Source organism: Rufibacter radiotolerans (assembly GCF_001078055.1).
GTDB classification, from domain to species: domain Bacteria; phylum Bacteroidota; class Bacteroidia; order Cytophagales; family Hymenobacteraceae; genus Nibribacter; species Nibribacter radiotolerans.
In genome coordinates, this window is record NZ_CP010777.1 from 2,453,128 (window position 1) to 2,472,811 (window position 19,684).

The window sequence follows — 19,684 nt, forward strand, 5'->3', positions numbered from 1 at the left end:
TTAATCTCTGATGGGGGCTACCGGTTGAGGGCCGGCCACCCAAAGGTCTATTAATTCACCGGTTCTGATCATGGCGCCTTCGCCTGCCACCGGACGTTGTTTCAATACGGTACCGTCGGCCTCGCCGTTGGGCGCCGCCATGTAAATAACGGTTCCAATCTGCAGGCCTTGCCCGGTCACTACCATGGTAGCCTCATCTACGGGCATTCCTACCAGGGCCGGCACTTCCAGTTCGGTGTTCCCCAGGCCGTCGCCTACCTCCAGATCCACTTTTGATCCTTTGGCTACCGGGTCGCCGGGTTTGATCTCGCGGCCGTTCACAAACTGCCGCAGCACCGAGTTTTGGGCCAGGTCTGGTACGTACTTGATCTCGCCCATGTTCAGGTCATAGCTCTTCAGGATCATCTCGGCGTTTTTCACCGAGCCGTCAATCAGCTTAGGCATCTTAATGAGTGGCGGGTTCTTCATGTTGATGCTCACGTAGATCTTACGCCCCTGCTTTACCTTTTCGCCGGCCTTAGGCTCCTGAGTAATGACCGTGAACGGTGCCATGCCCTGCTGATAAGTAGAGTCATTCACGTAATAGTTCAGGTCTTTGTCGCCCAGGAAATCTTCCAGTTCTTCCACACTCATGCCGGTGATCTTGGGCACCGTAATGGTCTCGCCGTGGTTGGTGGTGCTGGGCAGGTACACAAAGAAGAACACAAACAACAGCAGCAACACAATGGCCACCATGATTAAGATGTGCTTGAACAGGTCTCCCAGGGTCTGGGCTTTCAGAAAACGACTCATTACTTAAGAGATAACTTTTTTGGTGCGCTCCATGCCGAACTGCAGGATGCGGTCAATGAAATCATAGGGCTTGTAGCCGTTGATGGCGGTCTGGTGGAAGATACACGTGGCCGGGGTCATGCCGGGTAGGGAGTTCACCTCAATGATGATGGTCTCCACTTTGCCGTCTTCAAACACCCGCACAAAGGCATCAATCCGGGCGTAACCTTCAATGCGCAGAATCTCGGCTACCCGTTTCAAATCCTGCTTTACCAGGTCTGAGATGCGCTGGCGCTCTGCCGGGTCTTTGGCGTAACGGGCCGGGGTAATGTTCTGCCCCTCTCCTGCCAGAAACTTCTCTTCCAGGCTCAACACCTCTCCTTCGGCCAACGCCTCTGAGGCCTCAAATATTTCATACTGGGTGCGTCCGTCAGGGCCGTAGCTGGTGAGCAGACCGCCCGTGATTTCCAGGAAGTGCTTGGCGCCTTCTTTAGAGATCAAATTCTCAATCAGGAAATAGCCTTTCAAAGGCACCTCTTCCTTGAAGCTCAGTTTGAGTACCCGCGCCGGGTTCTCCGGTATCTCAATGGAATCCCGGAAAATCAGCTCGGCAAAAGCCTCCAGTTCCTCCCGGTTCTTGATTTTCTTCACCGCCGACGAACAGCCGTCATCTGCCGGCTTGGCAATGAACGGGTAGGTGAAGCTCTGCTCAATCTGCTGGAAGAAGGCCTGCGGGTTTTCCTGGTAGTCTTTCTTGAAGGCCAGCATGTGCTCGGCTACGTGCACGCCGTTCTCGCGCAAAATGCGGTTAGTCTCAAACTTATTAATGGTTACCTGGCTGGACTGGATGCCCGACCCGTTGTACGGGATATGGAATTTCTCCAGCTCAGTCTGTAATTCCCCGTCTTCGCCGGGGCGGCCATGCAATGCAATAAACACAGCGTCAACCAGGCTTCGTAGATGCTCATAAGTCAGGCGCTGCGGTTTTTGCAAGGTGTTGCCCGCGTATAGGCGCGTAATGCTGGAAGCGTCTTCCTTGATCTGGGCCAAAACCGGGTGCGAAGGTATGCCCGCCTCCGAGGCCTCTATCTTCTCGCGTATGTCATCGGCGTTGTCCTTCAACATAATGTTGATGGGAATCTGGTACAGTTGGTGCGACTCCTGGTCTCCTATCAAAAAGATGGGAATAGGCTCGTATTTGGTAGAAGAAGCTAATTTCTCATAAATGTTACGGCCGCTTTCCACGGAGATGTGGCGCTCAGAAGAGTACCCACCCATGATCACGCCCACCCGCAGTTTGTCCTGGCGGTGCGCGCGCTCATCGGCCATGGCCGCGTCCAGGGTTTTCATCAATTCCATGAGGTGCGCCGTGTTCTTGCCCGCTTTCACCCGCTCCGCCAATGACGTTCTAATGATGTATGTCAGGAACTGCGACGGGTTCAGGCCAATCTCAGCGGCCTGGTGGAAGAAGAACGATGACGGCAACATACCCGAGGTAGTGTTGGGGTCATTGAGGAAAATCTCTCCTGCCTCATTGATAAACCCGTCCAGACGCGCATACACGTTGAAGCCCAGGCTGGTGTACAGATGCTCGCACTGCTGCCGGATCTTTTGGATCAGCTCGGTTGGCAGGTCAATAGGCGTAATCTTGCGGCTCAGGCCGGGCAGGTATTTGGAGCGGTAGTCAAAGACCTCGCCGCCTTTTCTGATCTCGGTGGGCGGTAAGGCAATGGGATGCCCCTGCTGGTCCTGCACCACAATGCAGGAGAATTCGCGGCCATTGATAAAAGCTTCTATCAGGACCTGCGTCTCGCTCTCCACGTTGGTGAGGGTGATCGTTTCAGGGCCGTTTTGGCCAAAATAGGTAGAAAGCAGCGCCAGCAATTCCTCTGGGGCGTACACCAACTGGCCGTCCTGGGTCTGGACCGGCAGGCCTATGCCTTCGCGGATATCCGTCAGGGTTTTGATGAAGTTCAGTTGTTCCTCGGCGCTCTTGCTAGTCCAGTCGTTTTTCTGAATGGTGAGCGAGAACAGGCTGCGGGCCACCGCTTCTTCAAACAGTTGCAGGTTTTTCTCTTTGATAATAGACACACCAATTGAAGACCCTTGGTGCGGGGCCTTCAATACCAATGGCAAACCGAGGTCAGCCACCAGGCTGTCCAGCAACGCGGCGCGGTCCTGGGTGGCGTGCCAGTCTTGCAGGCTTAGAATGCGGTAATCTGGGGTGGCAAAGCCGTGCTGCTTGAGCAGAGCCTTCTGGGCAATCTTGTCAATACCCAGCGCCGAGGCCATGATCCCGGAACCCGAATACGGGATGCCATACCACTCCAGCAAACCCTGGATGCTGCCGTCTTCGCCGTACGGCCCGTGCAGGGTCAGGAACGCGAAGTCAAACAACTCCTTGAACTGGTGCGGATGGATGCGCTCCCCTACCCTGGAGGCGATGTCATTCAGCTCTTCCTCGGTGAGTTTGCCCAGACTCTCCAGGTACATCTGCAGGCCGTGCTCAGTGTGGGGCACCACGTCTACGGGCGGGTAGAAATCCCGGATGGTGCCTTTGTAGATGAAGTGCCAGTCCAGCAGAATGAAGTTCCCCAGGCTGTCGGCAAATACCGGTACGGCCTCAAACAGGGATTTATCTAAATTATCGAAGACGGTGCGACCGCCGGCGAAAGAGATTTCGCGCTCCCGGGACGGGCCACCAAAGATGATTCCAATTTTCATTACCGCAAAGATACTGGTTTTTGCGTGTTTGGCGCTAGTGGTAACCCGCTTGTTGTGGGGGCCAGTTGATTTCCTGGGTGTGAACCGAAGAACTGGTGGTAGAACGAAGCGTTTCAGGGCTGTTTTGGAGAAACCGACACGAAAAGGAAGTTCTTTATAATTAGGATACTATATAGTACATTCGGCAGTGCAGTTACGGCTATCTGTTAAAAGCGGCTGTAGACTGTAGGTTGGCATACGGTTTTAGGTGGTACATATATCCAGTGGGTTACCATAAATTGAATGAAAAGAGACTGGGAAGATATAAAATGGATTTTTGAACCTAGTGGTTCTTTGAGAGACATCTATGTCCAAGATGTTTCCCTTGCAGATTGGGAGAAGGTTGTTGACTTATTAAATGAGAATTACCCGTTGAAGTATGGAATTGCAGGTGAAGAAAAAAGTTTTAGCCAGATAGACAAGCAAGACATAATCAGCTACCTGACTGATGAAACAGGCGAAATGTATTGCAGGAGTGTTACTATTGACCTTGGTGGAGTACATGCTAATTGCCATTTCTTCTTATCGGAACAAATAGAGTTTGACATTAACCCAAAGGGAGTTACTTCATTTGAAGACTTTGAGAAGGTAGTAAAATTTATGCAGTCAATCAGTTGGACTTTAGAGCAACAAGTGACCTTGACGGATGAAAACACACCGGAATTCCCCTTGATAAAGGTTGATCTGAAAAGAAACATACATAAAGTTCTGACCCTGAAAGAAGCACTAGACTTACGGAGTAATCGAAACTCTCTTATAGCCAAAATAGCAGTCCTAAAGGTAAGTTTGGAAATGAAGCTGTTCCCAAAGGAGTTTAAAGATCAAATCCTTGAGAGTGCGAGTGAAACCTATAAGCCAGTAAAAAAGAGCAAAAACATATGGTAACCACACCTTTTTGGTAGCTACGCCACCTTATAGCCCCACCATTGCGCTTTAAGAATTACTCTCCTTGCCCCTTCCCTTATGTACCCAAAGACTATCAATATGAAAATCTGGTTTTGTTTGCTTGTAGTGCTCAGTTCTATAGGGAACGTAGCAGCCCAGATGGGTTCTTCCGTTTCTTTTGAGAAGGTGATTAGCCTGAAACAGGTGGGGAGTCCCCTTATCTCCCCCGATGGGAAAAGCATCGTGTACAGTGTAACCAGTACTGACTGGGCCTCTAACAACTATGACACAGAGCTCTGGCTGTCCCACAACGGTGCTGCTCCCCAGCCTTTAACCCGTACGGCAAAAGGCAGCAGTACCTCGGCCCGCATTACCCCAGACAGCAAGTTCGTGAGTTTTCTAGCCGACCGTGGAGAGAAAAACCAGTTGTATATCATTCCGGTGACGGGCGGAGAGGCGCTACAGGTGTCGAAAGACGAAGATGGGGTGGGTAGCTATGAATGGAGCCCCGATGGGAAACGTCTGGCCTACACCAAAGCCGAGGCGGACAGCAAAGTAGAGAAAACCACCAAGGACCGGTTTGGCGCCTTTTTTATTGAAGGAGAAGATTTTAAGCGAAGTCACCTTTGGTTGTTGAATTTTCACTATGACTCCATATCCCTAGCAGGACAGTTACCCTGTTATGCGGTTAAGAAAGACTCTCTCCCCTCCAGTTCTACTCCCGCGGTGCATCTCCAGGACTGCGTTAAATTGCCGATGGCCAGAAAAATAACTTCCGGAGATTTTACCGTTACAAATTTCCAGTGGAGCCCTGATGGCAAAACCATAGCCTTTAACCGGCAGCCCAATCCGCTCATCAACAGCAGCCTCCGGTCAGACATAGTTACCATCAACGTAGACACGAAAGAAATGAAAACCTTGGTGTCCAACCCTACCGGCGATTTTTTTACCAGGTGGAGCCCAGATGGCAAAGCGTTTGTGTACAGCAGCTCTCTGAATGATTCTACCACCTACTATTTCAAAAACAACCGCTTATTCATCTATGATACCCAAACCGCTAAAAGCAGAGAAATCTCTCAAGCCATAGATGAAAACAAGAATGTGCTGGATTGGAACAAAAACGGAATTTACCTGGTGGCCTTGGAGAAAACAAGGCAAATGGTATTTGAAGTAGACCCTAAAACGGGTAAGTCAAAAGCCCTTAATCTAGGCCTGGATCTGGTGGCCAACGTTGCTTTCAGTAAGAACACTGATCTGGTGGCTGTAAGCGGACGAAACCACGCTGATCTGGGAGAGATTTACACCGGTAAATTAAACAGATCGTTAAAGAAACTAACCAACACCACTGAGCAAATCAAAGGCTGGAATACTCCTACCAACGAGGTCATTACCTGGCAAAGCACTGATGGAGCCTCTATTGATGGGGTGCTTCTGAAACCCCGTAACTATGACGCCGCTAAAAAATACCCGCTGCTCATTGTCATTCACGGGGGGCCTACGGCCATTGACTTGCCTGATCCTACCCCCTCTTACGTGTATCCCATGCTGCAATGGGTGGAAAAAGGGGCATTGGTGTTGCGGGTAAATTACCGGGGTAGTGCCGGGTACGGCGAAAAATTTCGTTCCCTTAACGTGCGCAATTTAGGAGTGGGAGATATGTGGGATGTGATGAGCGGCGTGGAGTATCTGGCAAAGAAGAATATGATTGACACCACCAAAATGGGCTCAATGGGCTGGAGCCAGGGTGGCTATATCTCTGCTTTCTTAACCACCAATACCAACCGCTTCAAAGCCATTTCTGTGGGGGCCGGTATCTCCAATTGGGTAACTTATTACGTGAATACAGATGTCACGCCTTTTACCCGCCAGTACTTACAGGCCACCCCCTGGAGCGACATGGATATTTACTTGAAAACTTCGCCCATGACCAACATTAACAAAGCCAGCACCCCTACCCTCATTCAGCACGGTGAGTTTGACAAACGCGTTCCCCTCCCCAACGCTTATGAGTTGTACCGGGGTTTGCAAGACCGCGGAGTTCCTTCTAGGCTAATTATTTACAAAGGTTTTGGGCATGGCATCAACAAACCCAAAGAAAGGCTGGCCGCCACCTGGCACAACTGGCAATGGTTTAACCACTATGTTTTCGGTGAAAAAGAACCTACATTACCTATAGAATAGTTAAAAAAGAGGAACTTTTTTATTGCATAGCGACCTAGCCTCACCAGGTTTATTTCTGGGAGCTAGGTTCATTATTAACGGTACCTTTCAGTTTAAACCATGCTCTCTAACTTCTATCTGATTCAGAAAACAGGATCTGGTTTCTCTTTCCGCCTTACTTAGTTACGAACTGCTGCCAGTAGACGATTAGCATCCTTCTCCTCCGCTAGCAGGTAGCCGCAGCAAGAATAGCAGGTATTACCTTGTTTAGTGCGGAAGGCATGAGTGAGGTAACGTAAGTTGAAACCTGCTGCAGGCCCTACCACCAAAGCATTGTCTCCGCCCAGGATCCGAATTGCTGGTGTGTTTAGCGACTCTGCTTTTATATAAACAATATACCCAAACAATAGCTATTAAGCTTTCAATGCCTTTCATAGCAATACCATGACCACTGAATTTACCCAACTATTTTCCCGTGACTTGGACAGGCTTCAGGCGGAGATTCAGGCTTTTAGAAAAGAGAGCAACCTCTGGATGACGAAGGGAGACATTAAGAATTCGGCCGGTAATTTGTGCCTGCACCTCATGGGTAACCTAAGAACCTACATTGGCAGGAACATGGGTTCCTATGCATATGTAAGAGACCGTGACGCCGAGTTTGCCTTAAAGGATATTCCGGCTGAAATAGTATTGAACCAGATTAAGGAGACAAAAGCCCTGGTAGTAGCCACCCTCACCCAAATGGCGCCTGAAGATTTAGAGGCCCCTCATAAAGAAGAGGTATTTGGCTATGCTATGTCCAACAGGTATTTTCTACTTCATTTACTGGCCCACCTTTCCTACCATTTAGGGCAGATAAATTACCTACGGCGGGTGCTGGAAGAATAACCTAGGCTGCCTGTAATCTTTAAGGAAGGCCTTCCGCTCAAATTATTTTTTTAAAGAAGTAAAGTTAGACCTCTCAGGTATTTTTCAAATACCTGGAAAACCTATTACTTTGCAGCTCCCCCGCTCACTCTATTTGCACAAGAGAGACTAAACAAAAACCCATACCTACTAAACCCGATGAAAAAACTATTACTCCTTCCGGCTCTCCTTTTGGTAGCACTTACCACTTCCTTTGCCCAAACCACCACAGATTCTGCTGCCACCAGAGTCTACCGGCCCGTCCGGTTCCTGGTGAGTGGTGCCTTTGAGTTTGGCGGCGACAAAGTAGCCGAAACGCTGTTCACCAACGGCGAGACCCAAACCACCAGAGCCGGCCAAGGCGGCTCCATCCATGTGGGCGGTCAGTTTCAGTTCCCTAACCTGGAAAAGTTTCTGGTGCGCGCCACGGTGGGTTTCAAGTATGTGACCACCCAGGCGGAAAATGCGCACATCCGGCTCAGCCGCATTCCCTTGCACTTGACCGCCAATTACATGGCCACCGACAAAATTCGACTGAGCGCCGGATTGGCCTCACACCAAAGCGTCACGTTTAAGACCGACGGCATAGGCCAGGATTTTGATTTGAAAGGCGGCACCGGACCAATCTTTGAGGTAGCTTACGGCGTGGTGGGTCTTTCCTACACCATCATGAATTACCAGGATCAAAACAATACTACCTATTCGGCCAACGCCATCGGGGTTACCATTTCAGGGGTTTTCCCGAAGCGGTAACCTTTTCAGCAAAAAATTCAGCTGCCTTGGTTCTTACATAAGCAAGAGTCGAGGCAGCTGAATTTTCCTGTTAGAATAATCTTGTGAAAGGATTATGAAAACCCTGGCTCATTGGAGTCACCACTAACTGCTTAAATCTCTCTCTCTCAAAAAGAAAAGGTAAGATTAGTCTGACTATTACCTTAGGATATTTCTTACTTATGCTCGTCAGTTTCAGGCAGGGGGAAATTGTTTTTCCGAAGATTCATGCCGTAAGTATAGTTGGTAGATAAGATCACGTCATTGCAGTCAAAGTGTTTGATTACTCCATCTTTTTGCAGCGCAATTACCCAACAGGTATTTTGGTGCATGCCATAATCTATGATAAAAAGGGCCTGGCCTGTGCCTAAAGGGGTTTCTACCAGAATGGAGGGTTTCAACTGCAGAATTGACATACTTACATGGTTTTAATGGATTAGTGCGCCAGTTAAGCCTATTTATAAAAGCCCCCTGGCAGATGGTAAACCCAGTTTCAGGCCAATTGTTCTTTGTGCTCCTTAAGAAAATCAATTTCCGGTGGCCCATGCTTGCCGGGTGTAAATACAACCCTTCCCTGCGCATAACCCTTTCCTTACATTAGCCAAAAAACTAAATATAAGGGAGGCGTTTTACCCCGTTTTCTGTAAAACAGGGCTAAAACGCCTTTTCTGCATCTCAACACTTCCCCCCTGCCGTGGCACCCGGTATCTAAATAGAATTACTATATTTGCTTTGCACCCCTTTCTGGGCGAACACCGTAGCTAGTACCTAACATTTCAGACTATGATAACCATTGACCAATATGATTTCCAGGGCAAGCGCGCCCTGGTGCGCGTAGATTTTAACGTGCCCCTGAACAGCAAATTTGAAATCACAGATGATACCCGTATCAGGGCGGCCGTGCCTACCATCAAAAAGATTCTGAACGATGGTGGATCGGTGGTATTGATGTCGCACTTGGGAAGACCCAAGGGAGGCCCCGAGGAAAAATACTCGCTCAAGCATCTCATCAAGCCCTTGGAAGATATTTTCCTGACCAAGGTGAATTTCTCCCGCGACTGCGTAGGCGCCGAAGCCCTGGAACTAGCCAGTAGCCTGCAACCCGGTGAGATTCTCTTGCTGGAAAACCTACGGTTCCACGCCGAGGAAGAGCAAGGCAACCAGATCTTCGCCGAGAAACTGAGCCTTTTAGGCGATGTGTACGTGAATGACGCCTTCGGGACCGCTCACCGCGCCCACGCCTCCACAGCCATCGTGGCTGACTATTTCCCCCATGACAAGGTGTGTGGATCTGTGATGCAGGCCGAGTTGGAGAATGCCCAGAAAGTACTGAGCTACGCCGACCGCCCCTACACCGCCATCATGGGCGGCGCCAAGATCTCTGACAAGATCATGGTGATTGAGCAGCTCCTGGACCGCGTGGACAACCTGATCATTGGCGGCGGTATGAGCTATACCTTCGCCAAGGCCCAGGGCGGCACCATTGGTAACTCCCTCCTGGAAGCCGACAAACAGCAACTAACCCTGGACCTGCTGCGCAAAGCCGAAGAGAAAGGCGTGAAAATCTACTTGCCCACTGACTCGGTGATCGCCGATGCCTTTGACAATGACGCCAACACCGATGTGGTAGCCAGCGGCGCTATTCCCAACGGCTGGATGGGCCTGGACATAGGACCAGACACCCGTGCCACCTTCGCGGAGGTAGTGCGCAACTCAAAAACCATCCTCTGGAACGGACCCATGGGCGTTTTTGAATTCCCTAATTTCGCCATCGGTACCAAGACCATTGCCGAGGCCGTAGTGGAAGCCACTAAGAACGGTGCCTACTCGCTCATTGGGGGCGGCGACTCAGCCGCGGCGGTCACTCAAATGGGCCACAGTCATGATGTGTCCTACGTCTCTACCGGTGGCGGTGCCCTGCTAGAGTACATGGAAGGCAAAGAACTGCCCGGCGTAACGGCCTTACAATTTGAAGAGACTCCTTTAACCTAAAGGATTCGCTTGAATATCAAAACAGAAAGGGCAGCCATTAATGGTTGCCCTTTCTGTTTTGAGCCTGTTTTCCTAAAAAAAGGCTCAAAACGAATTCACAGTACACACCAGTTTAAGGGATAACCTTAAGCATTACTTAACATATTATAATAACCATTGACACTACAGGCCAATCCGTTCTAGGTTACCGTCTGGTGTGTACCGAAGTAGGTTGCTCTCCAGCATTTCCTGCAGCAGGTCACCCAGTAAATCTTGCTCCGAAGAACTGAAATGGATGGCGATGGACTTTGGGTGCAAAGGCGTTTCCTTTAGGTGGCTTAGCACGCGCGCTTCCAGGTGGAGTTTGTTCTCCTCCAGTTTCTTCTTTTTCTTCTGGGCCAGGCAATAGTCACAGATGCGGCAATTGGAGGTAGCTATCTCCCCAAAATAAGCCAGTATCTGATTGGTACGGCACTCTTTGGTATTGGTCATATACGCCACCACGCTCTGGGCCTTTTCCAGGGCCCGTTCCCTAAACTGCGTTAACCGCTTTTGGTCCAGAGGCAATGTAGCGGCATCAAACCGCGGCGTTAAAAATTGTACCTGCGGACCGTCATGCTGCGCCTCATAGACCAAGACCTTGCGCTGGTGCAGGTGCTGCAATTGCTGCTTTATGGTTTTCTCGTGCAGGTTCAGGTGTTTGGCCAGCCCCGCCTCTGCTATCTTCACGAAGTCCCGGAACATCTCGCCACCATACAGCCGCAGCAAGCCTTTGATCAAGGGTTCCAGGGTCTCATTCAGGAGTTGAAATTCATACAAGGCGGTGTTTCCTAGAAGGAAATTCACTTTGGATGGGCTATAGAAACCTTCGTTCATTTGCAGCAAACCTTCAGACTCCAGCTGCTTTAAAGAGTGATGCACCTCTACCGGGGCTAATTGATACGTGCGGCTGAAGTCAGCCAGGTCAAAGTCAAAGGACTGGAAGGCGCCGCTCCCGGTGGCCAGCTGGTAGTAATTGGCTAGCGCCTGATACACCCGTTTAATGGTCTCTATAGGTGGGTACGCTTCCTTTGTTTTCTTAAGCAGCAAGGAAGTATCTTCGGGGCCCAGCAGCACCGTGGCATAGCTGTATTTCCCGTCGCGGCCCGCCCGGCCGGCCTCCTGGTAATAGGCCTCCAGGGAATCGGGCAGGTCCAGGTGCACCACCAGCCGCACGTCTGGTTTGTCAATCCCCATCCCGAAGGCGTTGGTAGCCACAATAACCCGCACGCGGTCCTGTAGCCAATCGGTTTGGGCAGCGGTTCGGGTTTGGTGCGGGAGTCCGGCGTGGTAGGCTGCGGCTTTTATGTTCTGTTTTTTGAGCCAGTCGGCCAGTTCCTGGGTGCGGCGGCGGTTGCGTACGTACACAATGGCCGTACCCGGCATTTTCTGCAGGATCTCCCCCAACCGTCCTTCCTTGTCTTCGGTGGCAAGAACAGAATAAGACAAGTTCTTCCGAGCGAAGCTCTGCTGAAACACCTGCGGCTTTTTGAATTGTAGCTTCTCCTGGATATCGGCTTTCACCACCTCGGTGGCCGAGGCCGTGAGCGCCAACACCGGTACTTTTGGCAGCACCTCGCGCAGCTTGGCAATCTCTAAATACGGCGGCCGAAAATCATAGCCCCACTGGGAGATACAGTGCGCCTCATCCACAGCCAGCAGGCACACGTTCATTCGCTTTACGCGCTCCAGGAAAAGCTCGGTCTGCAACCGCTCCGGCGACACGTACAGAAAGCTGGTCCCGCCAAAAACGCAGTTATCCAGGATTAGGTCCCGCTCCCGCTCGGGTTGCCCCGAATGTAAAGCCGCCGCAGAAATACCCCGTTTCCGAAGATTCTCCACCTGATCTTTCATAAGCGCAATCAAAGGGCTCACCACCACGCAAACGCCCCCTAAGGCCAACGCCGGCACCTGAAAACAGATAGATTTCCCGCCGCCAGTAGGCAGAATAGCTAAAGTATCTTCCCCAGCCAAAACCGCCTTAATGATATCCTCCTGCCCCGGCCTGAATGCCTCGTGGCCCCAATATTGCGTTAGTATCTCGTGAATGTCTGCCATAGCCACGCCAAAAGTACGAAAATGTTGGATGGTGGGTAAGGGTGTATTACTAGCCGAGGCTTTTTAGATGTAGTTTGCTTTTGACTTAGGGGCGGCTTTTTGATAAAGAATTTGCTTGTGCCTTGGAAGGGCGGCTTGTCTATGGCCTCATGAGTTTTGTTGTTTCATCTTTTCGCTCCGAGCGCTCATGGCCGCGGGGCCCCGCCTTCCGCCCTCGCGCTGTACCCTCTCGCCTGGCGCTTTAGCACCTGCCGCATCCGCGGCACCGGGTCGAGTGCTAGGCGCTCAGACGAAAGGCTGGAATCGGGTTAGGCGCGGAATGCGTTTTGGGTTGAGGTGTTTTGAGGGTATTTTAAGAAAAACAGGCTTAAAACGTAATTCTGCTTAAAAACTGCAATACCGCTTACAAAGCGCAGACTCCCCCCTTGAGGGGGGGTAAAGGGGGGCGTTTACACCAGCAGATGACTCTTTCCCTAAACGCCAATCGTTAAATTGGCTGTCCACCCAGTGCTTAGAGCCTTACCGCTAACTCTATGCACAACAATCAAATTAAAATTGCCCTCTTCCTCGTCCCCCTTTGAAGGGGGTAGGGGATTGACCCACTCCTGTAGAAAAAACCATGTTTCCAGCCCATTTTCCCCAAAACAGCCCTAAAACAAAAAACCCGACCAAAGGTCGGGCTTCTGTACATTCACTATTCCGTTTATAAAAACTTAGGCAGCGGCGGCTTGTTCCTGCTCGCGGTCCTCAATCACCTTTTTCAACTTCTGGATAGACTGCTTGGCGCGTTCTTCGTCCAGTTTGTTGATGTTCAGGAGCATTTTGGTTTTCTCCTGACGGGTGATCACCGGGTTGTTAAGCAGGCGGATGATTTCCTCCTTCTGCTTGGCCGTTGCGTACTTCACGTTCGCTTCTTCCTGGCCAGGTTCTGCACTAGGAACAGCGGCTGCTACGGGAGCAGGAGCTGTCTCTGGCGCATTGTCTGCCGGAACCGCTTTCATGGTCTTCGCCGTGGCAGTTGCTGGCTTCACAACGTGGTCCGCTTTTTGGTCGGTCACATTGCCCTGGTAATCCATTTCCTCAGCGGGCGTAGGCTCATAACCGGCGGCTCTTATGATCCAGGCCAGGGCGTTACGGTAAGCTTTACCAATTGCACGGGTTTGGGCCATAGACGCAATCGCGTATTCCTGGTAGTATTTGCGGCCCTGTTCTTTGTTAGAACAGATGGCAAAACCGGCACCTACAATCTGCTCCGTGCGCAGGTTCAGCAAGTTTACCTTCGCCAGGTACTTGATCTCTGTGCTGTCGCTCATGTTGGTCAGCGCATCTACCACCGGAAGAATACCCAGTCTTGAACCGGCATACTGCCAGCCCTCCACATTCACGTACTCTTTACCTTGTATGTTCTGGAACAGACGATTCTCCTTGATGAACTTGGCCAAATCAACAGCCAGGTGCATGGTTTCGTCTGAGCGGGAGATGTCAAAACTCTCGATTTTGCTTTTCTTCACCACTTTATCCTCGTTATTCATTTGATTCACCTTCGTCTGCATATATCTTCTAGTTTCAGTTCAGGATAATAACAGACCTAGGTTTGTAATAGTGCCATCTAGCGCTATTTTAACACTAATTAATCTACTTGATTATCAACTAGTTACAAGCATTTGCTAAATTATTTTTAGCAAACTCCAACACACTATAAATCAACGCTTTAAACAAAGAAATTAATAGGAGAATTTGATCCCTTAAATGGTAAGCATGAACGTCTGCTTCCTACAACATCTTTAAATTATTAATTGATAAAAAGGCATGGTTTTTCCAGGGAATCTTCAGATGAAAGCAAGGGACCTAAGGCGTGGATACAAAATAAAATCTCAGGATCATTGCAAGGAACAGGCCCCTAGCAACTGGAGACACGGACAGGTCAAGCACTGTCCCTACACCAACGCGGCCTACTTTCTTGCTGCGGGGCAAGGTCATTGGTACAGACGCTCGCAGGAGCGCGTATTTCGAGGTTTTTGGAGCTAAGGCTTTTCTGCAAACAAGCGGCCTTTCCCTCCGCCCGCCGGGCGATGCAGGCATCGCAACGGACCGAGCAGCAATAAACTCACCTGCCCTATACCTTGCGGAGGGCCGCCACGCGTAGCCCGAAGCATGGGCAGGGGCAAGCAGCGGCTATCCAAACAGCAACGGCGTAAGCTCCCTACGCAGCAGAGGACGGTTGCCCGGTGGTACTGAAATGAGGCCCCGCCTGTTTGAGCGGCAGCGAGTTCGGGGCTTCTTGATTCTTTTGGTTACTTTTCTCATCAAGGAGAAAAGTGACAAACGGCAGCCGGGCGAAGGGAATGATAAAGTTGAAGGAAGAGAATAGGAAGTAAAGGCGCAATGGCAGATGGAGAAGCAGTCTGGGTCGTTGGTGAGAACACCAACAACGGCGAGATGGCTCAATCGCAAATAAGAAAGTCACGGAAGTAAAACCACGCCTTAGTCAAAGACTACCTAGAACGGCATCAAACGTCAATTTTAAAACTTAAAAAGAAGGAAAAGCCTATTCCTACACCACTTCCTCCGGCTGCAGCAAATACCCATCTTTCATGGTAAGCTTCCGGTCCGCCATATCTGCGAGGGCAGGATTATGGGTCACAATCACAAACGTCTGGCCCAGGTCTTTGCGGAGGTTAAAGAAGATCTGGTGCAGTTCATCGGCGTTCTTGGAGTCCAGGTTACCGGATGGTTCATCGGCGAAGATGAGTTTGGGGGAATTGATGAGGGCTCGGGCGACGGCGGTGCGTTGCTGCTCGCCACCGCTCATCTGGGAGGGTTTGTGGTCCAGGCGGTCGGCGAGGCCCAGCATGGTGAGCAGTTCTTTGGCGCGGGTCTCCACTTCCTTTTCGTCGCGGTCGGCCAGGAAGCCGGGGAGACAGACGTTTTCCAAGGCGGTGAACTCGGGAAGCAGGTTATGAAACTGGAAGATGAAGCCAATGTTGCGGTTCCTGAAACGGGCCACCTCTTTGTTGCTCATACTTGATATCTTCTGGCCGTGCAGGTACACCTCGCCGGCGTCAGGCGCATCTAAGGTGCCCAGCAAATGCAGGAGCGTGCTTTTCCCGGCACCGGAAGCGCCCACAATGGCCACCACTTCGGCTTCGCCAATGGAGAGGTCAATGCCTTTCAGGACTGGTAACTTGCCGTAAGATTTAAACAGCCCGCGGGCCTCCAACAAAACTGGTTTCTCTGCGCTCATGTACTACAAAACAATAAGGAAGGGAGGTCATTTGCAACCTGCCTGTGAAATTAACCCCTCCCCCCTCAACGGCCGGGCTGCTTTTAAAGTTATTTCCGGCGCTAGCCTATCTCCCTAGCCAAGGAACTCAAAAGCTGTTTTAGGGCCGTTTTCGGGAAAACAGGCCTAAAACAGCCCTACTCCTTTTCTGGCTGAAAACCGGCAAAACCCGTATCTTTCTGGATATAACTAAGTGCCTATGAAGTCTTTCCTGTGGTTGATATACGCGTGCCTGATGCTGCAACTGGTGGCCTGCCAGTCGGCGCCCTCGCAGCCTATGCCTGGCATGCCGCTGTTACGGGGTGTGAACTGGGTGGCCGCCGATACGGTGACGCTGGAGCAGTTGCAAAACTTGAAAGACCATGGGGTGGAATGGATAGCGCAGACGCCGTTTGGCTGGCAGAAGGCCCATGATCAACCCGACCTCGCCTTCAGCAGCAAGCGCGGGTACTGGGGCGAGCGGGACGCCGGACTCATCCAGACCACCTTGCTAGCCCGCTCATTGGGCATCAAAACGCTACTGAAACCGCACATCTGGCTTAGGAGCAACCAAAGCGGCGCCTGGGTGGGCACCATCAAAATGAATTCAGAAGCAGACTGGCAGGCGTGGTTCAAGAATTACCGCACCATGCTGCTCCACTACGCGCGGCTCGCTGATTCCCTGCAGATAGAAGGCCTCTGCATTGGAACCGAATTGCACCTCACCGTCACCGAGAAACCGGAGGAATGGCGCAAACTGATCAAAGACGTACGGCAGGTGTACCGCGGCCAGCTTACCTACGCCGCCAACTGGAACGAGGAATACGAAGACGTGCCTTTCTGGGATGAGCTGGATTTTATTGGCGTGCAGGCCTATTTCCCGCTCAGCAAAGCAACTGCCCCTCCCCTGGCCACGTTGCTGGACTCTTGGAAACCCCACGTGCGGGCCCTGGAAAAGCTGCAGCGCAAGTTCAATAAACCCGTGGTGTTCACCGAGGTAGGCTACCGCAACATTCCGCACGCGGCCGCCGAGCCCTGGACCTGGCCCGCGCGCGGCGAGCAGACCGAGCCCGAAGACCCTGCCACGCAGGAACGGCTCTATGAGGCCATGTACCGCACCTTCTGGCATAAACCCTGGTTCAGGGGCACGTTCATCTGGAAATGGTACCCGGCGGTACGCACCTCGGGCCGCGCCCGTCGCGATTTTACGCCCCAGGGCCTGCCGGCAGCCAGGGTGATGGCCCGGTATTACCAGCAAGGCAATTAAACATATCTGGGGCAACTTTGAAAAGTAAGCCGTAAACCTTACTTTCGTGCACCTAAAATCATCAACCTAACCTCATGAATATACACGAGTACCAGGCGAAAGACATTCTGAAACGCTACGGCGTAAGAATTCAGGAAGGCATAGTAGCGGAAACCCCTGAAGAGGCGGTAGCGGCTGCCAAGCGTTTAACCGAGGAAACCGGCACTGGCTGGCACGTGATCAAAGCCCAGATTCATGCGGGCGGTCGCGGTAAAGGCGGCGGGGTGAAACTGGCCAAGAACCTGGAGCAGGTGAAAGAAATTGCCGGCCAGATCTTAGGCATGCAGTTGATTACGCACCAAACCGGCCCCGAGGGCAAAAAAGTAAATAAGGTATTGGTAGCCCAGGACGTGTACTACCCTGGTGACTCTGAGCCGAAAGAATATTACGTATCTATCTTGTTAGATAGAGCCAAAGGCCAAAACGTGATCATGGCGTCTACTGAAGGCGGTATGGACATTGAAGAAGTAGCGGAGCATACACCGGAGAAAATCTTCAAGGAGTGGATTGACCCAGCAGTTGGTCTTCGTCCGTTCCAGGCCAACAAGATTGCCTTTGCTTTTGGTTTGCAGGGCGAGGCGTTCAAGGAGTTTGTAAAGTTCCTGAACAGCCTGTACAACGCGTATGTAGACACAGACGCTTCTATGTTTGAGATCAACCCGGTGTTGAAGACCTCAGACAACAAGATTCTGGCGGTAGACGGCAAGGTAGACTTAGACGACAACGCTCTGTTCCGTCACAAAGACCTGGCTGACCTGCGCGACTTAGCCGAGGAAGATCCTTTGGAAGTAGAGGCGAGCAAAAGCAACCTGAACTATGTGAAGCTGGACGGTAACGTGGGCTGTATGGTGAACGGTGCTGGTCTGGCCATGGCCACCATGGACATTATCAAGCTTTCTGGCGGTGAGCCGGCTAACTTCCTGGACGTAGGGGGTGGGGCCAACGCGCAGACCGTAGAAGCCGGTTTCCGTTTGATCCTGCAGGACCCTAACGTGAAAGCCATCCTGATCAACATCTTCGGGGGTATTGTGCGTTGCGACCGTGTAGCCAATGGTGTGGTAGAGGCTTACAAGAACATTGGGACTATCAACGTTCCTATCATTGTTCGTCTGCAAGGAACCAACGCCGAGGAAGGTGCCCGTATCATTGACGAGTCTGGCCTGAAAGTTTACTCTGCCGTGTTGCTGAAAGACGCTGCGCAGAAAGTGAAAGACGTATTGGCAGAAATGGCATAAGCTATCCTGTTTAAGATACTTAAAAAGGCTTCCTGGCAACGGGAAGTCTTTTTTTGTGAGGTACATGCAACCTTCAGGCCTTAGAGAGAGTCGTTTCAGAAAACCTATCTACTATGAAAAAGCAAACCCTTCTCATGTTCTGTCTGGCTTCTGTTTTAAGTGTAGGCTTCTCCCCTACCTTGCAGGCCCAGGACGCAATGCCCTACCTGAAAGTTATCTCCTTTGACCGCGCCCCCCAGCTGAAGCCCGTGTACCAGAAAAGCGCCCCGGACAATGCCTACCTTACCCAGCTCCGGAACACCTATCAGTTAGACAAAATCATTGCCGGTAAAAAAACCGATTTTGATAAGGTGAAAGCCATCTGCGGATGGGCCAGGCAGCGGTGGGAACACAACGGCGTGAACACGCCCCTCAAAAATGATCCTATCTCTATTCTGGAGGAAGCCGCCACTGGCAAGAGTTTCAGGTGCGTAGAATACGGCATTGTGGTGAGCGGCGCTTTAAATGCCGTGGGCATACCGGCCAGAACGTTGGCCCTGAAGATGGAGCACGCCGATACGGTGTCCTTCGGGGCGGGGCACGTGGTGGCCGAAGCTTATTTGCGCGACCAGAAAAAGTGGGTGATGGTAGACGGTCAGTTTAACGTCATTCCTATGCTCAAAGACACTCCCTTGAATGCCGTAGAGTTACAGCAGGCCCTGGCCACCGGGGCACCAGACCTGAAGGTGGTCTCGTTCTCTGGCACCAAAGCCGCCGATTACTTCCCCTGGATTGCGCCTTACCTGTTTTACTTCAATACCCGCCTGGACAACCGCTTTGGCGTGGAGCGAGGGCCAAACAGCATCATGCTGGTACCCAAAGGCGCCAAGAACCTTACGGTCTTCCAGAAAACCTTGCCCATCCAGGACATGGCCTACACGCACTCTCTGGCAGACTTCTACCCAGCCATGAAGTAAACCAAAAAGGAAGACTACCCAATGAAATCGCTTGGCAAGCAAGTCTGCTCTTAAAAAGTAACTTCATCCAGATAAATCTGACCCAGTTCTAAAAAGAAAAAACGGGAGCCCCTTTTCAGGGAGCTCCCGTTTTTGTTGCCTTTTGGCTAAAACAGGCCCAAAACGGCAAGTCTAGTTCAACACGTTTAGTTGCACGTCTATGTTGCCGCGAGTACCCACAGAATATGGGCACACCTGGTGGGCCTGCTCTACCAGTTCCATGGCTTTCTCTTTGTCTACGCCGTCAATCTTCACGTCTAACTGCACAGACAGGCCGTAGCCGGCGTTTTCAAACTGGTCAAGGCCTACGTGGGCGGTTACGGTAGACTTTTCATCCAGGCGTATTTTTTGCTTGCTGGCCACCAGCATTAAGGCGCTCTGGAAACAGGCGGCGTACCCTGCCGCAAATAATTGCTCTGGGTTGGTGGCGCCGCCGTTTCCGCCCAGGCCTTCAGGTAAACGGACCGGCATGTCTAAGATGCCATCATTTGATTTTACATGGCCGGTGCGGCCTCCGGTTGCGGTTACCTCCGCGGTATACACTCTCTTCATAGTCTTGCGC

Annotated in this window: 15 protein-coding genes; 8 read left to right on the forward strand and 7 right to left on the reverse strand. The window is 51.3% G+C overall.

All coding sequences use genetic code 11. The annotated features are described in order from the left end of the window. Together TH63_RS10230 and TH63_RS10235 are read right to left on the reverse strand one after the other, a co-directional pair. A complete protein-coding gene (locus TH63_RS10230) occupies positions 1–792 on the reverse strand; it encodes a PASTA domain-containing protein (protein ID WP_048920866.1) in 792 nt (263 codons plus the stop codon). A 3-nt stretch (positions 793–795) separates the two neighbouring features. Further along, a complete protein-coding gene (locus tag TH63_RS10235) occupies positions 796–3,495 on the reverse strand; it encodes a D-alanine--D-alanine ligase family protein (protein ID WP_048920867.1) in 2,700 nt (899 codons plus the stop codon). 282 nt (positions 3,496–3,777) lie between these two features. Here TH63_RS10235 and TH63_RS10240 point away from each other — a divergent pair, with 282 nt between their 5' ends. The 4 genes from TH63_RS10240 (at position 3,778) to TH63_RS10255 (ending at position 8,238) form a co-directional block, all read left to right on the forward strand. Continuing rightward, positions 3,778–4,419, forward strand: coding sequence for a hypothetical protein (locus TH63_RS10240; protein ID WP_048920868.1), 642 nt, complete (start codon positions 3,778–3,780; stop codon positions 4,417–4,419). A gap of 99 nt (positions 4,420–4,518) precedes the next feature. Then, positions 4,519–6,600 (forward strand): S9 family peptidase, encoded by a 2,082-nt coding sequence (locus tag TH63_RS10245; RefSeq protein ID WP_048922732.1) that lies wholly within the window; start codon positions 4,519–4,521, stop codon positions 6,598–6,600. 423 nt (positions 6,601–7,023) lie between these two features. Beyond that, complete coding sequence (locus TH63_RS10250; RefSeq protein ID WP_048920869.1) at positions 7,024–7,467, forward strand: DinB family protein; 444 nt, start codon at positions 7,024–7,026, stop codon at positions 7,465–7,467. Between the two features lie 177 nt (positions 7,468–7,644). Next, positions 7,645–8,238 carry a hypothetical protein gene (locus tag TH63_RS10255; protein WP_076606459.1) on the forward strand — a complete coding sequence of 198 codons (594 nt, stop codon included), beginning with the start codon at positions 7,645–7,647 and terminating at the stop codon, positions 8,236–8,238. A gap of 194 nt (positions 8,239–8,432) precedes the next feature. On the opposite strand, the gene TH63_RS10260 is transcribed toward TH63_RS10255, so the two are convergent. Next, positions 8,433–8,672 carry a hypothetical protein gene (locus TH63_RS10260; protein ID WP_048920870.1) on the reverse strand — a complete coding sequence of 80 codons (240 nt, stop codon included), beginning with the start codon at positions 8,670–8,672 and terminating at the stop codon, positions 8,433–8,435. A 367-nt stretch (positions 8,673–9,039) separates the two neighbouring features. On the opposite strand from TH63_RS10260, the gene TH63_RS10265 reads away from it, so the two are divergent. Next, positions 9,040–10,248 carry a phosphoglycerate kinase gene (locus TH63_RS10265; RefSeq protein ID WP_048920871.1) on the forward strand — a complete coding sequence of 403 codons (1,209 nt, stop codon included), beginning with the start codon at positions 9,040–9,042 and terminating at the stop codon, positions 10,246–10,248. Between the two features lie 162 nt (positions 10,249–10,410). Here the strand turns inward: TH63_RS10265 and TH63_RS10270 are convergent, their stop codons facing one another. The 3 genes from TH63_RS10270 to TH63_RS10285 all read right to left on the reverse strand — a co-directional run bounded on the left by TH63_RS10270 (position 10,411) and on the right by TH63_RS10285 (position 15,568). Next, on the reverse strand, positions 10,411–12,324 hold the full coding sequence (locus TH63_RS10270; RefSeq protein ID WP_048920872.1) for a RecQ family ATP-dependent DNA helicase: 1,914 nt from the start codon (positions 12,322–12,324) through the stop codon (positions 10,411–10,413). Between the two features lie 713 nt (positions 12,325–13,037). After that, positions 13,038–13,877, reverse strand: a complete 840-nt coding sequence (locus tag TH63_RS10275; protein WP_048920873.1) for a hypothetical protein — start codon at positions 13,875–13,877, stop codon at positions 13,038–13,040. 1,001 nt (positions 13,878–14,878) lie between these two features. Then, complete coding sequence (locus tag TH63_RS10285; protein WP_048920875.1) at positions 14,879–15,568, reverse strand: ABC transporter ATP-binding protein; 690 nt, start codon at positions 15,566–15,568, stop codon at positions 14,879–14,881. A gap of 238 nt (positions 15,569–15,806) precedes the next feature. Here TH63_RS10285 and TH63_RS10290 point away from each other — a divergent pair, with 238 nt between their 5' ends. From TH63_RS10290 to TH63_RS10300, 3 genes are all read left to right on the forward strand, one after another. Beyond that, positions 15,807–16,853, forward strand: coding sequence for a glycoside hydrolase family 113 (locus TH63_RS10290; RefSeq protein WP_048920876.1), 1,047 nt, complete (start codon positions 15,807–15,809; stop codon positions 16,851–16,853). 74 nt (positions 16,854–16,927) lie between these two features. Beyond that, complete coding sequence (gene sucC, locus TH63_RS10295) at positions 16,928–18,127, forward strand: ADP-forming succinate--CoA ligase subunit beta (RefSeq protein ID WP_048920877.1); 1,200 nt, start codon at positions 16,928–16,930, stop codon at positions 18,125–18,127. A 113-nt stretch (positions 18,128–18,240) separates the two neighbouring features. Next, positions 18,241–19,083 (forward strand): transglutaminase-like domain-containing protein, encoded by an 843-nt coding sequence (locus TH63_RS10300; RefSeq protein ID WP_048920878.1) that lies wholly within the window; start codon positions 18,241–18,243, stop codon positions 19,081–19,083. A gap of 171 nt (positions 19,084–19,254) precedes the next feature. On the opposite strand, the gene TH63_RS10305 is transcribed toward TH63_RS10300, so the two are convergent. Then, entirely contained in the window at positions 19,255–19,674 is a 420-nt protein-coding gene (locus TH63_RS10305; RefSeq protein WP_048920879.1) for an organic hydroperoxide resistance protein, read from the reverse strand. Positions 19,675–19,684 lie beyond the last annotated feature (10 nt).

Coding starts and splice junctions, on each gene's coding strand:
- TH63_RS10235 (WP_048920867.1), bottom strand. CDS start 3,495: ATGAAAATTGGAATCATCTTTGGTGGCCCGTCCCGGGAGCGCGAAATC.
- TH63_RS10255 (WP_076606459.1), top strand. CDS start 7,645: ATGAAAAAACTATTACTCCTTCCGGCTCTCCTTTTGGTAGCACTTACC.
- TH63_RS10265 (WP_048920871.1), top strand. CDS start 9,040: ATGATAACCATTGACCAATATGATTTCCAGGGCAAGCGCGCCCTGGTG.
- TH63_RS10305 (WP_048920879.1), bottom strand. CDS start 19,674: ATGAAGAGAGTGTATACCGCGGAGGTAACCGCAACCGGAGGCCGCACC.
- TH63_RS10285 (WP_048920875.1), bottom strand. CDS start 15,568: ATGAGCGCAGAGAAACCAGTTTTGTTGGAGGCCCGCGGGCTGTTTAAA.
- TH63_RS10230 (WP_048920866.1), bottom strand. CDS start 792: ATGAGTCGTTTTCTGAAAGCCCAGACCCTGGGAGACCTGTTCAAGCAC.
- TH63_RS10290 (WP_048920876.1), top strand. CDS start 15,807: ATGAAGTCTTTCCTGTGGTTGATATACGCGTGCCTGATGCTGCAACTG.
- TH63_RS10300 (WP_048920878.1), top strand. CDS start 18,241: ATGAAAAAGCAAACCCTTCTCATGTTCTGTCTGGCTTCTGTTTTAAGT.
- sucC (WP_048920877.1), top strand. CDS start 16,928: ATGAATATACACGAGTACCAGGCGAAAGACATTCTGAAACGCTACGGC.
- TH63_RS10275 (WP_048920873.1), bottom strand. CDS start 13,877: ATGCAGACGAAGGTGAATCAAATGAATAACGAGGATAAAGTGGTGAAG.
- TH63_RS10260 (WP_048920870.1), bottom strand. CDS start 8,672: ATGTCAATTCTGCAGTTGAAACCCTCCATTCTGGTAGAAACCCCTTTA.
- TH63_RS10240 (WP_048920868.1), top strand. CDS start 3,778: ATGAAAAGAGACTGGGAAGATATAAAATGGATTTTTGAACCTAGTGGT.
- TH63_RS10245 (WP_048922732.1), top strand. CDS start 4,519: ATGAAAATCTGGTTTTGTTTGCTTGTAGTGCTCAGTTCTATAGGGAAC.
- TH63_RS10270 (WP_048920872.1), bottom strand. CDS start 12,324: ATGGCAGACATTCACGAGATACTAACGCAATATTGGGGCCACGAGGCA.
- TH63_RS10250 (WP_048920869.1), top strand. CDS start 7,024: ATGACCACTGAATTTACCCAACTATTTTCCCGTGACTTGGACAGGCTT.